We start from the raw sequence: 14,307 nt of genomic DNA on the forward strand, positions 1-14,307 counted from the left end.
GTTTCACAGGCTCAGGCGTAGCGCCAGCGCCGAAAGGGTGATCAGCAGCACGGGCAGGGTCAGGACGATGCCGACCTTGAAGTAGTACCCCCAGGTGATTCGTACGCCCTTGCGTTCCAGGACGTGCAGCCAGAGCAGGGTGGCCAGGCTGCCGATCGGGGTTATCTTCGGGCCGAGGTCGCAGCCGATGACGTTGGCATAGATCATCGCTTCGCGAATCAACCCCTCGGCGCCGCTAGCCTGGATCGACAGCGCGCCCACCAGCACGCTGGGCAGGTTGTTCATCACCGACGACAGCAGCGCCGAGAGCAGCCCGGTGCCAAGCGTGGCGCTCCACAGGCCGTGGTCGGCCAGCCGGTCGAGCAATTGGCTGAGCAAATCGGTGAGCCCGGCGTTCTTCAGGCCGTACACCACCAGGTACATGCCCAGGGAAAAGATCACGATCTGCCAGGGCGCCTCGCGCAGCACGCGGCGGGTGGAGATCCGGTGGCCGCGTGCCGCGACTGTGAAGAGCATGGCCGCACACACCGCCGCCACCACGCTGATCGGCACGCCCAGCGGCTCCAGCAGGAACAGGCCGACCAGCAGAACCAGCAAGGTCCACCAGCCAACGACGAAGGTCGCGTGGTCGTGGATCGCCGCTTTCGGCGCCTTCAGCGCCGCGAGGTCGTAGCGCCGTGGCAGGTCGCGGCGAAAGAACAGGAACAGCACCAGCAGGGTCGCGGCGACGCTGGCCAGGTTGACCGGCACCATCACCACGGCGTACTCGGCGAACCCCAGCTTGAAGTAGTCGGCCGAAACGATGTTCACCAGGTTGGAAACCACCAACGGCAAGCTGGCGGTGTCGGCGATGAAGCCTGCGGCCATGACGAATGCCAGCGTCGTCGCGGGCGAGAAGCGCAAGGCGATCAGCATCGACATGACGATAGGAGTGAGGATCAGCGCCGCGCCATCGTTGGCGAACAGTGCCGAGACGGCGGCGCCCAGCAGCACGGTGAAGGCGAACAGGCGGTAGCCGCTACCCTTGGCCCAGCGCGCCACGTGCAGGGCGCACCATTCGAAGAAGCCGGCCTCGTCCAGCAGCAGGCTGATGATGATGACGGCGATGAAGGTGGCGGTGGCGTTCCACACGATGGCCCATACGGTGGGGATATCGCCCAGGGAAACCGCGCCCACCGCCAGGGCGATGATCGCGCCTAGCGAAGCGCTCCAGCCGACGCCCAGGCCCCTGGGCTGCCAGATGACCAGGATCAGCGTGAAGAAGAAGACAGCGGCGGAGACTAGCATCGGGGGGCTCGCTCGTTGGACGGTCAGCAGCAGGCGGCTGCGCGCACGGGACGGTCATTCATGCGCTGCAGGCGGGTGACATTGTCCTGTAGCCACTCGGTGTTGGCTTGCAAGGTCAGCTGCAGCATCTCGTGCACCCAGGCGGGCAACTGCGGATTGAGGCGGTAATACACCCACTGGCCCTGGCGCCGATCGAGTAGCAGACCACTGCTGCGCAATTGCGCCAGGTGGCGGCTGATCTTCGGCTGGCTGTCGTCCAGGGCGCACATCAGTTCACAGACACACAGCTCGCCCAGGCTGGCGATCAGCAGCGTGGCGCGGGCGCGGGTCTCGTCGGACAGGCTCTTGAAGAGCTCGGGAGGCGTGAGCATGGTGACACCCTGTATATTCGGATATCCGAATATATGTATTTTCATATGTAACGACAACCCTGTATCGCGCTGACGTGACGGGTCGCCGGTTCCTGTCACACCCGGTAAAGCCTCGAAAGCACCGGTTACACACCTACCCGACGTGTCTTCAACCACCCAGCCATAGTTCATTTCCAGCGGTTATCCGTTCTTCCAAGCGAGGACGACGCCGCTGGTCGGCTGAGTCGAATGCAAGGGTGGATTTGGTCGGAGATATGTACGATGATTTTCGTAATTCCAGGGAGGAATCATGCCAAAGGGCTTCAAGGCAGTCAGCTGCGCGGTCATCGCCGCGCTCGAATCCGGGAGCTACCTGCACGTGTCGCGGGGTGATATCGAAGTCAAGAACCTGCTGGCCCTCGGGGCGGTGAGCGCGGACGAGGTCATCGACATCGTCCGCGTCTGCAACGGCAGTCATTACAGCAGCCCGCATCATGCCGTGCCGGCCATCGAGGTCCACGTGCTCAAGCGCCACGGCTGGTACATCAAGTTCTATTTCATCGAGCCACGGACGTGGTTCCTCAGCGTTCACCAGTGAGTACCTTGACCATGAAGATCCTGTTCGAAGGCGATACCGACCAGGCCCTGTGCGAACACTGCCAGGCGCTGGTCGCCATGCACTACACCCGGCGCGACGTGCCGTTCAGCGACGGCCAGGGCGTGGCGCGAGACATCCTGGTGGGGGTGTGCGACGGCTGCGACACCGTGGTGGCCATCCCGCCGCAATCCACGCCGGCGATCCGCGAGGCGCGCAAGCAGCAGCTCAAGTCCATCGAAGCCCGGCTGCCGGCGGTCTATCTTGACGTGCTGGACGCCGCGATGCATGCGGTCAGCAGCGAGGCGGGGGCGCACCTGCGCAAGCTGTTCCTTGCCCATTACTTCCAATGGCTGGTGCAGGCTCGCCAAGGCGAGGGACTGCAGCCGGCCCACGAATCCTTCATGCGGGCCCTCGAGACGCAGCGGAGCCAGCGGGGCCTGCCGGCATCGGCGGCGACCCGGCGACTGTCGATGAAGGTCAACCCGCACATGGCCGAGGACTTCCTGGCATTGCTGCGGCAAACCCACATGAGCCAGACCGAGCTGCTCAAGGCGGTGATCGCTCGGATCCAGGCGGATGTGCTCGAGGCACGCGACCCGCAGGTGATCGACGCGTTGCAGCGGTTGGCGCGGGTGGCGGGATAGAGGATTGAGCGGCGCATGCTTCGGTGGATCGGCATCAGTTGAGCTTATGTAGCGTAAGGAGATATCACTTTTCCTCAACGGGCGCGGCAGTCAGCATGGGGGCCTTTTCCGCTTGTGCGAGATGTCCGATGCTACTTGCAATGCCTTCCATCGACCCTGCGATCAAAGCTCTAGCCCCTGGTTTTCGGGCACTGAGCATCACGGTGCAGGCTGCGCCGATCCGTCATCCTGAAGTCGCCAGTCAGGCCCTGGCCAGTGCTTGCCAGGCGGTGCTGGCCGGGCAGCCGGCCTGGGCGCCAGCCCATCTGCAGGCCTGGGCCGACGTATTCAGCGGCTTTGGCGCCAAGCCCCAGCGCACGCCTTGCTCCGCGCAAGCCTTGCGCAAGCGGGTGTTGCGCGATGGCCTGTTGCCGGCCATCGACCCGGTGGTGGACCTGTACAACGCCATCAGCCTGGCGTACGCGATCCCGGTCGGAGGCGAGAACCTGGAGGCCTACGTGGGTGCGCCGCGGTTGGTGGTCGCCGAAGGTAGCGAGCAGTTCGATACCTTCAAGGATGGCGCGTTGATCCATGAGGCACCGCTGGCCGGGGAGGTGGTGTGGCGTGATGAGGTGGGCGTCACCTGCCGGCGCTGGAACTGGCGCCAGGGTGTGCGTACGCGGCTGGATGCCCAGGCGCGGCAGATGTGGTTCGTGCTCGAGAGCCTGCCGGCGATGCCGCCAGCGGCTTTGCAGGAGGCGGGTGGGCGTTTGGCCGAAGACCTGGCGCGGATGATGCCGGGGGCGCTTGTCGAGCAGCGCGCGTTGGCGGTCTAGGCGCTCATTGTCCCGGTCGGCGATGGTCGGTTTCAGGACGCGCCGGGTCGTCCGTGCGCAACCCTCTCGCGCAATAGCTGCCATGCTCTGAGGATGCCCGTGGACCGAGCGCAGCTAGACGCATGGCCACGGACAAGGAGGGTGCCTGGCCTGCCGCCACCGTGACCGGGCCGGGGCACCGCAGCTGAACACCGCCGGACAGCCGCCCGCGATTCGGGCCGCCCCGGGATGCCGAGGTCCGCTGTATGCCTGATGACTTGAACCACCTGCCGTTGATCAAGCGCGTCCTTGCCCGTGAGCAGGACACTCCCGGTGCCCTGTTGCCGATCCTGCACGCCATCCAGGCCGGCGCCGGCTACATTCCCGAGATGGCCGTCGCCGAAATTGCCCATGCCCTGAACCTCAGCCTGGCCGAGGTGCGTGGGGTGATCAGCTTCTACCACGATTTTCGTACCACGCCACCGGCCCGCCACAGCCTGCGCCTGTGTCGCGCTGAATCCTGCCAGAGCCGTGGCGCCGAGGCGTTGGCTGCGCAGCTGCGCGAAGAACTGGGGTTGAGCGATCACGGTAGCACCGAAGACGGTGCGCTCGATGTGCGCCCGGTCTATTGCCTGGGCGCCTGCGCCTGCTCGCCGGCACTCGAACTCGATGGCCAACTGTACGCCCGGATCACCCCCGAACGCCTGCGAGCGCTGGTGGCCGGCTGCCGCACGGAGGCCAAGGCATGCTGAACTTGTGCATTTCCTGCGATTCGCTGGCCCGCGCGGTCGGCGCCGATCAGGTGGCCGAGGCGTTGGCCCGGGAAGCCGAGCAGCGGCGCTTGCCGCTGCGCATCAAGCGCACCAGTGCCCGCGGCCTGTACTGGCTGGAGCCGTTGCTGGAGCTGGAAACCGCGCAGGGCCGCCTGGGCTTTGGGCCGGTGATGCCCGAGGACGTGCCCGGCTTGCTCGATGCCCTGGTGGCCGAGCCGGGTGCCCACCCCCTGGCGCTGGGGCCGGTAGAGCAGATTCCCTACCTGAAGACCCAGCAGCGCCTGCTGTTCGCCCGCGCGGGCGTCACCCGGCCACTGTCGCTGGATGACTACCACGCCTACGGCGGCTTCGAGGGCCTGCGCCAAGCCACATTGCTCGATGGCGACGAGGTGGTCGCCGCCGTGCTCGATTCCGGCCTGCGCGGTCGTGGCGGCGCGGCCTTCCCGGCGGGCATCAAGTGGCGCACCGTACGCCAGGCACAGGCCGGACAGAAATACGTGGTGTGCAACGCCGACGAAGGCGACTCCGGCACTTTCGCCGATCGCATGCTGATGGAGGGCGACCCGTTCCTGCTGATCGAAGGCATGATCATCGCCGGCCTCGCGGTGGGGGCCAGCAAGGGCTACATCTATGTGCGCTCGGAGTACCCGGACGCCGTTCGTACCTTGAACGAAGCCATCCTGCTGGCGCGCGAGGCGGGTTACCTGGATGTCGCCGGCAGCGGCGTGGCTTTCGATCTGCAGGTGCGGGTGGGCGCCGGGGCCTATATCTGCGGCGAGGAAACCGCGTTGCTCGAATCGCTCGAGGGCAAGCGTGGAATCGTCCGCGCCAAGCCGCCGTTGCCCGCGCTCGAAGGCCTGTTCGGCCAGCCGACCCTGGTGCACAACGTGCTCACCCTGGCGTCGGTGCCGATCATCCTGGCCAAGGGCGCGGCGTTCTACCGCGACTTCGGCATGGGCCGCTCGCTGGGCACCTTGCCGTTCCAGCTGGCCGGCAATGTCCGTCATGGCGGGCTGGTGGAGCGGGCCTTCGGCCTGACCCTGCGCGAGCTGGTGGAAGGCTACGGGGGCGGCACCGCCAGCGGCCGGCCGATCAAGGCGGTGCAGGTTGGTGGCCCTCTGGGGGCCTGGGTACCGCCCGAGCAATTCGATACACCGCTGGACTACGAGGCCTTCGCCGCCCTGGGCGCGATGCTTGGCCACGGCGGTGTGGTACTGGCTGACGACACCCTGAACATGGCCGGCATGGCCCGCTTCGCCCTGCAGTTCTGTGCCGAGGAGTCCTGCGGCAAGTGCACCCCGTGCCGAATCGGTTCGACTCGTGGCGTGGAGGTGGTCGACCGGCTGATCGCCAGCACCGACCCGGCCTACCGCGAAAGCCAGGCCGGCCTGCTGCGCGATTTGTGCGACACCATGCAGTACGGCTCGTTGTGCGCCATGGGCGGGATGACCCCGTACCCCGTGGTCAGCGCCCTCAAGCACTTCCCCGCCGATTTCGGCCTGGAGGCCGCGCAATGATCAACTACTTCGATCCCCGTAGCGATATCGACCTGGGCACGCCTGAGCGAGTCGGCGATGTGCAGGTGAGCCTGCTCATCGATGGCCGCTCGATCAGCGTGCCCGCTGGCACCTCGGTGATGCGCGCCGCCGCCTTGCTCGGCACCAGCATTCCCAAACTGTGCGCCACCGACAGTCTCGAAGCCTTCGGCTCCTGTCGCATGTGCATGGTCGAGATCGATGGCATGCGCGGCTACCCGGCTTCATGCACCACGCCGGTCAGCGAGGGCATGGTGGTACGCACGCAGACGCCGCGCCTGGCCGACCTGCGGCGCAACGTGATGGAGCTTTACATCTCCGACCATCCACTGGACTGCCTGACCTGCTCGGCCAATGGCAACTGCGAGCTGCAGACCGTCGCCGGCCAGGTCGGCCTGCGTGAGGTGCGCTATGGCTACGAGGGTGACAACCACCTGGGCGAAACCAAGGACGTCTCCAACCCGTACTTCGACTACGAGCCGAGCAAGTGCATCGTCTGCAGCCGCTGCGTCCGGGCGTGCGAAGAGATTCAAGGTACCTTCGCCCTGACCATCACTGGGCGCGGTTTCGATTCGCGGGTAGCGGCGGCTGGGGGCGACGACTTCCTCAGCTCCGAATGCGTGTCTTGCGGCGCCTGCGTGCAGGCCTGTCCTACCGCCACCTTGAGCGAGAAGAGCCTGGTCCAGCTCGGTCAGCCCGAACGGGCGGTGATCACGACCTGCGCCTACTGTGGCGTGGGCTGTTCGTTCCGTGCCGAAATGAAGGGCGATCAGCTGGTGCGCATGGTCCCGGACAAGCAGGGCGGCGCCAACCATGGCCATGCCTGCGTCAAGGGCCGGTTCGCGTGGGGTTATGCGACGCACCCGGACCGCATCACCAGGCCGATGATCCGCAAGCGCCTTGAAGACCCCTGGCAAGAGGTCAGCTGGGACGAGGCTGTCACCTATGCCGCCAGCGAGTTCCGGCGTATCCAGCTCAAGTACGGGCGTGATTCGATCGGTGGCATCACCTCCAGCCGCTGCACCAACGAAGAGGCGTACCTGGTACAGAAGCTGGTGCGCACAGCGTTTGGCAACAACAACGTCGACACCTGTGCGCGGGTCTGTCATTCACCGACCGGCTATGGCCTCAAGCAGACCTTGGGCGAGTCAGCCGGCACCCAGAGCTTCGACTCGGTGATGCAGGCCGACGTGGTCCTGGTGATCGGCGCCAACCCCACCGATGCGCACCCGGTGTTCGGTTCGCAGCTCAAGCGCCGCCTGCGCCAGGGCGCCCGGCTGATCGTCATCGACCCACGGCGCATCGACCTGGTCGATTCGCCCCATGCCCGCGCCGAGCTGCACCTGCAGCTGCGTCCAGGGACCAACGTGGCGATGCTCAACGCCCTGGCCCATGTGATCGTCACCGAGGGCCTGCTCGACCAGCGCTTCGTCGACGCCCGCTGCGAGCCCGAGGATTTCGCCCGCTGGCGCGATTTCGTCGCCCAGCCCGACAACGCGCCCGAGGTGCTAGGCCCGGTGTGCGGTGTGCCTGCCGAACAGATCCGCGCCGCCGCCCGGCTGTACGCCACCGGCGGCAACGCGGCGATCTACTACGGCCTGGGCGTCACCGAGCACAGCCAGGGCAGCACGGCGGTGATGGGTATCGCCAACCTGGCCATGGCCACCGGCAACATCGGCCGTGAAGGCGTGGGGGTGAACCCGCTGCGCGGGCAGAACAACGTGCAGGGCTCCTGCGACATGGGCTCTTTCCCCCACGAGTTGCCCGGCTACCGGCATATCTCCAACGAAAGCGTGCGCGCCGAGTTCGAACAGGCCTGGGGTGTGACCCTGCAACCCGACCCGGGCTTGCGCATCCCCAACATGTTCGAAGCCGCGCTGGACGGCAGTTTCAAGGCGCTGTACTGCCAGGGCGAGGACATCGCCCAGAGCGACCCCAACACCCAGCACGTCACCGCCGCCTTGCTGGCGATGGAATGCGTGGTGGTGCAGGACATCTTCCTCAACGAGACGGCCAAGTTCGCCCATGTGTTCCTGCCGGGCAGCTCGTTCCTGGAGAAGGACGGCACCTTCACCAACGCCGAGCGGCGCATCTCGCGGGTACGCAAGGTCATGGAGCCGCTGGCCGGCAAGGCCGACTGGGAGGCCACCGTGGCGCTGGCCAAGGCATTGGGCTACCCCATGGACTATCGGCATCCCTCGCAGATCATGGATGAGATCGCCCGCCTGACCCCGAGCTTCCGTCGGGTCAGCTATGCCGAACTCGACCGCCATGGCAGCCTGCAGTGGCCGTGCAACGACAGCGCGCCCGATGGCACGCCGACCATGCACATCGACCAGTTCGTGCGCGGCAAGGGGCGCTTCATGCTCACCGGCTACGTGCCCACCGACGAGAAGGTCAACAGCCGCTATCCGCTGCTGCTGACCACCGGGCGCATCCTCAGCCAGTACAACGTCGGCGCCCAGACCCGGCGCACCGGCAACGTCGCCTGGCATGACGAGGACCGTCTGGAGATCCACCCCAGCGATGCCGAAGGACGGGGCATCGTCGACGGCGACTGGGTCGGCATCGGCAGTCGCTCCGGGCAGAGCGTGCTGCGCGCCAAGGTCAGTGGCCGGGTGGCGCCGGGCGTGGTGTACACCACCTTCCACTTCCCCGAGTCGGGGGCCAACGTGATCACCACCGACAACTCCGACTGGGCCACCAACTGCCCGGAATACAAGGTCACCGCGGTGGAGGTGGTGAAGGTGTTCCAGCCGTCGGAGTGGCAGCGGCGCTACCAGCGCTTCAGTGATGAACAACAGCGGCTGCTCAGCGAGCGTCGTCAGGCGGAAAAGGCGCAGGTGCATCGATGAGCAACGACAACCTGGTCAAGATGGCCAACCAGATCGCCCACTACTTCGACAGCGAGCCGGACCGGGAAAAGGCGGTGCAGGGGGTGCGCCTGCACCTGCAGAACTTCTGGACGCCGGCCATGCGCCGGCAACTGGGGGCGTGGGTCGAGGCCCATGGGGGAGAGGGGCTGGATTCGAAGGTACGGGAGGCGTTGACTTAGATCACCGTGCCGGCCCTTTCGCGGGCAAGCCCGCTCCTGCAGGTTGATCGATACCGCAGCCTGTGGGAGCGGGTTTACCCGCGAACAGGGCGGCACAAGCTGAAGATGAAATGTCCGTCATGTTCGTGAGGCTATTCTCAAGCCGATGCTACGCTCGCGAAAACACTGTCACGGAATCCCACCATGGACATGAACTGGCACCAGGCCCTGCAAGAGAGCCTGAGCTGGCTGGCAATCGCCTCGCTGATCACCCTCGTCTGCTTCACCGCCATTGCCGTGCTGGCGGTGCGCTGTACCCGCTGGGGCGCGCAGTTCTGGCAGTTGGCCGGGCCCTACTTCAGTTGGCGGCGCAGTTGGCGCCCGGTGTTGGTCTTCGCTCTGCTGCTGGTGCTGACGCTGTTCGCGGTGCGCCTGAACGTGCTGTTCTCGTTCTGGTACAACGGCTTCTACAGCGCCCTGCAAGGCTTGGACCAGACGGCGTTCTGGTACCTGCTCGGGGTGTTCGCGGTGCTGGCGAGCATTCATGTGCTGCGCTCGCTGTTCGCCTTCTACGTGACCCAGGCCTTCAACATCCACTGGCGGGTCTGGCTCACCGAGCGCCTGACTGCCGACTGGATGCACGGCGATGCCTACTACCGCGGGCAGTTCCTCGCCGAGCTGGTGGACAACCCCGACCAGCGCATCGAGCTGGACGTGAACGCCTTCGTCACCGGCTCCGTGTCCCTGGCGCTGGGCGCCGTGAGCGCGGTGGTGTCGCTGGTGGCGTTCACCGGCATACTCTGGGGGCTGTCGGCGCCGCTGGAGGTGGCGGGTATCGAAGTCCCACGGGCGATGGTGTTCGCTGTCTACATCTACGTGCTGGTCGCCACCTGGATCGCCTTCCGCCTCGGGCAACCGTTGATCCGCCTGAACTTTCTCAACGAAAAACTCACCGCCAACTTCCGCTACGCCCTGATGCGTCTGCGCGAGAACGCCGAGAACATCGCGTTCTACCAGGGCGCGCAGGTGGAGCGCGGTACCTTGCTCGGGCGCTTCTTCGCGCTGATCGGCAACGCCTGGGCGCTGGTGTTCCGGAACCTGAAGTTCAGTGGCTTCAACCTCGGGGTCAGCCAGGTAGCGGTGGTGTTTCCGTTCATTCTCCAGGCGCCGCGCTTCTTCAGTGGCGCGATCAAGCTCGGTGATGTGATGCAGACGGCCCAGGCGTTCGGCCAGGTGCAGGATTCGCTGTCGTTCTTTCGCGAGTCCTATGACACCTTCGCCCAGTACCGCGCCACCCTCGACCGTCTGACTGGCTTTCTCGATGCCAATCAGCAGGCCAGCGCGCTGCCCCGGGTGGCCAGCGTGGAACAGGCCCATGCACTGGCGATCGACGGGTTGCAGGTATTGCGTCCCGACGGCCATGCGCTGATCAAGGATCTGGCGCTGAACCTGCACAGCGGCCAGGCGCTGTTGATCAGAGGGCCTTCGGGCAGTGGCAAGACCACCTTGCTGCGTGCCCTGGCGGGCCTGTGGCCGTATGCCGAGGGTGAAGTCCGGCGGCCATTGGGCACGCAGGCGCTGTTCCTCTCGCAACGCCCGTACCTGCCACTGGGCGACCTGCGCACCGCCATCGCCTATCCGGCGCAGGGCGAGCCAGCCGATGCCGCACGCATGCAGCAGGCCTTGCGCCAGGTCAACCTGGCGCACCTGGCCGAGCGCCTGGACGAGCCGCGCGACTGGTCGCGGATCCTGTCACTGGGCGAACAGCAGCGTCTGGCCTTCGCCCGGGTGCTATTCAATCGGCCGCAGGTGGTGTTCCTCGACGAGTCCACCTCGGCCATGGACGAAGGGCTGGAACATGCGCTGTATTCGCTGCTGCGCACGGAGCTGCCGACGACCTTGCTGGTCAGTGTCGGGCATCGCAGCACCCTGGCGGGGTTCCACTCCCATCGCCTGGAAGTGGACGGGCAGGGCGGATGGTCGCTGTTGGAGCAGCAGCCGGCGGTAGAGACACCGGCCTGACGTCGTCTTCGACGCTGTGGGAGCGGGTTTACCCGCGAAGGCATCAATGAATGCACCGCCGCATTCGCGGGTGAACCCGCTCCCACAGGGGCGAGCTGAATCATGAGCGCCGGGTCAGCCACAGCCCTGCCAGCGTGACGAACGCGAAAGCGGCTCCCACCAGAAATGTCGCCTGGTACCCCACCCAGTCCCACAGGCCACCGGCCAGCACACTGGCCGCCAGCAGCGCCACCCCGGTCACCAGGTTGAACAGCCCGAACGCCGTCCCCCGCCGATCGGAGGGCGTGCAGTCGGCGATCAATGCGCTGAACACACCCTGGGTAAAACCCAGGTGCAGCCCCCACAGTCCCACGCCAAGTACCAGCCCGACATTACCGGGCAGCCAGGCGAGCGCCAGGTCGGCCAGCACCAGCAAGGCCAGGCCGGCCGTCAGCACGCCGCGCCGACCGATCCGGTCGGACAGCGCCCCGGCGGGGTAGGCCGACAGGGCATAGGTCAGCGACATCAGCACCAGCACCGCGGGCGCCCACATGTCTGGAAGGCCCAGTGCCTGGCCGCGCAGTAACAAGAAGGCTTCGCTGAACCGCGCCAGGGTGAACAGCGTGGCGAGCATGAGCAGGCGCCAGTAGCGGTTGCCCAGCCGGGCCAGCTCGCGAAATGCCAAAGGTGCAGCCACTGCGCTGAGCGCAGCAGGTTTTTCGGGCTCGCGAACGCAGGCGACCAGCACGTAGAGCGCCATGAATGCCGGAACCACCGCCACCCAGAACACCGTCTGGAAATGGCTGGCCGTCAGCCACATCAACAGGATCGCCAGCAACGGCCCGAGAAAGGCGCCGACCGTGTCCAGCGCCTGGCGCAGGCCAAAGGCGGCGCCGCGCAGTTCGGCCGGGGTGATGTCGGCGATCAGCGCATCCCGTGGCGCGCCGCGAATACCCTTGCCCAGACGGTCGACGAAGCGCGCCGTGGTCAGCCACTCCAACCCCGGGGCCAGGGGAAATACCGGCTTGGTCAACGCAGCCAGGCCATAGCCGATCACGGTCAGCAGCTTGCGCTTGCCCAGGCGGTCGCTGAGCGCGCCGGAGAACGCCTTGGTGATTGCCGCCGTCGCCTCGGCGATGCCCTCGATCAGGCCCACGGCCAGGACCGAGGTGCCGAGCACGCCGACCATGTACAGGGGCAGCAGGGCGTGGATCATCTCCGAGGAGATGTCCATGAGCAGCGAGACGAAGCCCAAGGCCCAGACACTGCGGGGGATGGTGGGGAGGGCACGGGTCATGGTCGCCTCGGATCGTCGCTCGGCTTCACTTTAGACAAAGCGGGTCGAACGGCGGCGCCTTCATTACCTGATGCAGTATTTCCCTCTGCAACCCACCACCTGCGAAACGCAAACTTGGCGCTTGCATGCAAGTGGATACAAAGTTTCATGTTCGTTGGTCGGTGTTTGATTGACTGCAAGGATAGTGGCTACTTAGCATCGCGCGCGCTCCCCGCTGCCCTGCGATTTCGAAGGATCGAACATGTATCTCTCCTCTCTCGGCACCCGCTTGCGTGCCGTGCTGACAGGCCTTTGCCTGGCTGCTGCGCTGGACTCGGCGATCGCCGCGCCCTTCAACAATCCCGGCGATCAGGACCTGATCCGCGATCGGCAGAATCGCCTGCTCGAAGAGCAGCAGCGGCGCCTGCAGGAGCTCAAGGATCTGCCCGGCGAGCGCGCCACCCCTGCGGCCCCCGAGGCCCCGACCGATAGCCGTTGCTTCCCGATCAAGGACATCGAGCTCAAGGGCGCCGACGCGCTGTCGGCCGCTGAACGTCAAAGCCTGCTCGCCCCCTATATCGGGCAGTGCCTGGGGGTCGCCCAGCTCAATGAGCTGCTCAAGACCATTACCGATCGCTACATCCAGAAGGGCCTGGTCACCAGCCGCGCCTATCTGCCGCAACAGGACCTGTCCAGTGGCCACCTGCAGGTGCTGGTGGTCGAGGGCCGTCTCGAAGGCCTCAAGGCCGGCGAAGGCAGCAAGCTCAGCGCCCGCGAACTGGACATGGCGTTCCCTGGACGTGCGGGCGACCTGCTCGACCTGCGCGAGATCGAGCAGATGGTCGACCAGCTCAACCGGCTGCCCTCCAACCAGGCGCGCATGCAGCTGACCCCGGGCAAGGCCGTGGGCGGCAGCGAGGTGGTGGTCGCCAACGCCCCGCAAAAGCCCTGGCGAGTGGGTTTGTCGCGCAGCAACGACGGCCAGAAAAGCACCGGCGAGCAGCAGTGGGGCAGCTCGCTGGAATGGGACAGCCCGCTGGGCCTGGCCGACCAACTGGTGCTGCGCGGCGGCCATGACGCCATCAGCGACCACCAGAAGACCTCGCGCAATGCCGCGCTCTACTACAACCTGCCGTTTGGCTGGTGGAACCTCAGCTACAGCTACAGCCAGAGCGAATACCGCTCCCTGGCCGAGGCGGCGGACTACAGCTTCAAGCAGAACGGCGATAGCCAGAATCATCAGTTACGGCTCGAGCGCGTGGTTCACCGCGACTCGGTCAGCAAGACCTCGCTCAACGCCGGCATGAGCTACCTGCGCACCAACAACTACATCGAAGACAGCAAGCTGAGCAACAGCAGCAACCGCCTCAGCGAAGCCCAGTTCGGCATCAACCACGGCCGGCGTATCGGCGGCGCCTTCGTCAACGTCGACCTCGGCCTGCAGGACGGCATCGGTGCCTTCGATGCCCAGCGCGAGCAGGAGCGCGACGCCTTCGGCAATCGCCTGCCCAACGCCCGCTACCGCAAGTACACCGCCACCGTCAGCTATCTGCAGCCGTTCAAGGTGCTGGGCGAGTCGCTGGTATTCAGCAGCCTGGTCACCGGCCAGCGCAGCGAAGACCGGCTGTTCAGTCCCCAGCGCATGAGCCTGGGTAGCCAGTCCTCGATCCGTGGCTACAAGGACCAGAGCCTGAACGGCGACAGCGGCTACTACTGGCGCAACGACCTGCGCTGGAGCCGCCAGGTGGCCTGGGACTGGCTGCGGCCGGTGCTCGCTGAGTACGGCCTGGGCCTGGGCTATGACGTCGGCGCCATTCGCCACGACCGCTACAGCGGCGAGCAGCACGGGCGGGTGTCCAGTCACTCGGCCGAGCTGTTCGCCCGTGGGCGCAACCTGTCCGCCAGCGTGACCTTCGCCCATTCCCTGGAGCGCCCCGACGCGCTGACCGAGCGCGAGACGCCGGTCTACTTCCGCCTGGACTTTTTCCTTTAACACCGCTTTCAACCCGAGATGC

General features: G+C 66.1%; 12 protein-coding genes. 9 read left to right on the forward strand and 3 right to left on the reverse strand.

The features are described 5' to 3' along the window. Positions 1–3 precede the first annotated feature (3 nt). Both N5D48_RS03760 and N5D48_RS03765 read right to left on the reverse strand, forming a co-directional pair. Positions 4–1,287, reverse strand: a complete 1,284-nt coding sequence (locus N5D48_RS03760) for an arsenic transporter (RefSeq protein ID WP_279881183.1) — start codon at positions 1,285–1,287, stop codon at positions 4–6. A gap of 23 nt (positions 1,288–1,310) precedes the next feature. Beyond that, positions 1,311–1,658 carry a metalloregulator ArsR/SmtB family transcription factor gene (locus tag N5D48_RS03765; RefSeq protein WP_279881186.1) on the reverse strand — a complete coding sequence of 116 codons (348 nt, stop codon included), beginning with the start codon at positions 1,656–1,658 and terminating at the stop codon, positions 1,311–1,313. Positions 1,659–1,947: 289 nt separating this feature from the next. Here N5D48_RS03765 and N5D48_RS03770 point away from each other — a divergent pair, with 289 nt between their 5' ends. The 8 genes from N5D48_RS03770 to N5D48_RS03805 all read left to right on the forward strand — a co-directional run bounded on the left by N5D48_RS03770 (position 1,948) and on the right by N5D48_RS03805 (position 11,037). Further along, positions 1,948–2,235 carry a hypothetical protein gene (locus N5D48_RS03770; RefSeq protein ID WP_279881188.1) on the forward strand — a complete coding sequence of 96 codons (288 nt, stop codon included), beginning with the start codon at positions 1,948–1,950 and terminating at the stop codon, positions 2,233–2,235. A gap of 11 nt (positions 2,236–2,246) precedes the next feature. Continuing rightward, positions 2,247–2,879, forward strand: coding sequence for a hypothetical protein (locus N5D48_RS03775; RefSeq protein ID WP_279881190.1), 633 nt, complete (start codon positions 2,247–2,249; stop codon positions 2,877–2,879). A gap of 128 nt (positions 2,880–3,007) precedes the next feature. After that, the gene (locus N5D48_RS03780; protein ID WP_279881193.1) at positions 3,008–3,694 is read left to right on the forward strand and encodes a B3/4 domain-containing protein; all 687 of its coding nucleotides are present in this window, start codon (positions 3,008–3,010) and stop codon (positions 3,692–3,694) included. Between the two features lie 245 nt (positions 3,695–3,939). Next, positions 3,940–4,425: a formate dehydrogenase subunit gamma gene (locus N5D48_RS03785; protein ID WP_279881195.1), complete on the forward strand. Its 486-nt coding sequence runs from the start codon at positions 3,940–3,942 to the stop codon at positions 4,423–4,425. Continuing rightward, positions 4,419–5,963, forward strand: coding sequence for a formate dehydrogenase beta subunit (locus N5D48_RS03790; RefSeq protein ID WP_279881197.1), 1,545 nt, complete (start codon positions 4,419–4,421; stop codon positions 5,961–5,963). The genes N5D48_RS03785 and N5D48_RS03790 overlap by 7 nt, the downstream gene beginning before the upstream one ends. After that, the gene (gene fdhF, locus N5D48_RS03795; RefSeq protein ID WP_279881199.1) at positions 5,960–8,836 is read left to right on the forward strand and encodes a formate dehydrogenase subunit alpha; all 2,877 of its coding nucleotides are present in this window, start codon (positions 5,960–5,962) and stop codon (positions 8,834–8,836) included. Before N5D48_RS03790 ends, fdhF begins: the two co-directional genes overlap by 4 nt. Then, positions 8,833–9,036 (forward strand): formate dehydrogenase subunit delta, encoded by a 204-nt coding sequence (locus N5D48_RS03800; RefSeq protein ID WP_279881201.1) that lies wholly within the window; start codon positions 8,833–8,835, stop codon positions 9,034–9,036. Before fdhF ends, N5D48_RS03800 begins: the two co-directional genes overlap by 4 nt. Positions 9,037–9,219: 183 nt before the next feature. After that, positions 9,220–11,037, forward strand: a complete 1,818-nt coding sequence (locus N5D48_RS03805) for an ABC transporter ATP-binding protein/permease (RefSeq protein WP_279881203.1) — start codon at positions 9,220–9,222, stop codon at positions 11,035–11,037. Positions 11,038–11,137: 100 nt separating this feature from the next. On the opposite strand, the gene N5D48_RS03810 is transcribed toward N5D48_RS03805, so the two are convergent. After that, entirely contained in the window at positions 11,138–12,313 is a 1,176-nt protein-coding gene (locus tag N5D48_RS03810; protein ID WP_279881205.1) for an MFS transporter, read from the reverse strand. Positions 12,314–12,554: 241 nt separating this feature from the next. On the opposite strand from N5D48_RS03810, the gene N5D48_RS03815 reads away from it, so the two are divergent. Further along, a complete protein-coding gene (locus N5D48_RS03815) occupies positions 12,555–14,285 on the forward strand; it encodes a ShlB/FhaC/HecB family hemolysin secretion/activation protein (protein WP_279881207.1) in 1,731 nt (576 codons plus the stop codon). Positions 14,286–14,307: the final 22 nt, after the last annotated feature.

The sequence above is a fragment of the Pseudomonas sp. GD03858 genome (assembly GCF_029840925.1).
Lineage (GTDB): Bacteria > Pseudomonadota > Gammaproteobacteria > Pseudomonadales > Pseudomonadaceae > Aquipseudomonas.

What these genes read in the sequence shown, in the direction of transcription:
- N5D48_RS03760 (WP_279881183.1), bottom strand. Translation starts at nt 1,287, where the DNA reads ATGCTAGTCTCCGCCGCTGTCTTCTTCTTCACGCTGATCCTGGTCATC.
- N5D48_RS03765 (WP_279881186.1), bottom strand. Translation starts at nt 1,658, where the DNA reads ATGCTCACGCCTCCCGAGCTCTTCAAGAGCCTGTCCGACGAGACCCGC.
- N5D48_RS03770 (WP_279881188.1), top strand. Translation starts at nt 1,948, where the DNA reads ATGCCAAAGGGCTTCAAGGCAGTCAGCTGCGCGGTCATCGCCGCGCTC.
- N5D48_RS03775 (WP_279881190.1), top strand. Translation starts at nt 2,247, where the DNA reads ATGAAGATCCTGTTCGAAGGCGATACCGACCAGGCCCTGTGCGAACAC.
- N5D48_RS03780 (WP_279881193.1), top strand. Translation starts at nt 3,008, where the DNA reads ATGCTACTTGCAATGCCTTCCATCGACCCTGCGATCAAAGCTCTAGCC.
- N5D48_RS03785 (WP_279881195.1), top strand. Translation starts at nt 3,940, where the DNA reads ATGCCTGATGACTTGAACCACCTGCCGTTGATCAAGCGCGTCCTTGCC.
- N5D48_RS03790 (WP_279881197.1), top strand. Translation starts at nt 4,419, where the DNA reads ATGCTGAACTTGTGCATTTCCTGCGATTCGCTGGCCCGCGCGGTCGGC.
- fdhF (WP_279881199.1), top strand. Translation starts at nt 5,960, where the DNA reads ATGATCAACTACTTCGATCCCCGTAGCGATATCGACCTGGGCACGCCT.
- N5D48_RS03800 (WP_279881201.1), top strand. Translation starts at nt 8,833, where the DNA reads ATGAGCAACGACAACCTGGTCAAGATGGCCAACCAGATCGCCCACTAC.
- N5D48_RS03805 (WP_279881203.1), top strand. Translation starts at nt 9,220, where the DNA reads ATGGACATGAACTGGCACCAGGCCCTGCAAGAGAGCCTGAGCTGGCTG.
- N5D48_RS03810 (WP_279881205.1), bottom strand. Translation starts at nt 12,313, where the DNA reads ATGACCCGTGCCCTCCCCACCATCCCCCGCAGTGTCTGGGCCTTGGGC.
- N5D48_RS03815 (WP_279881207.1), top strand. Translation starts at nt 12,555, where the DNA reads ATGTATCTCTCCTCTCTCGGCACCCGCTTGCGTGCCGTGCTGACAGGC.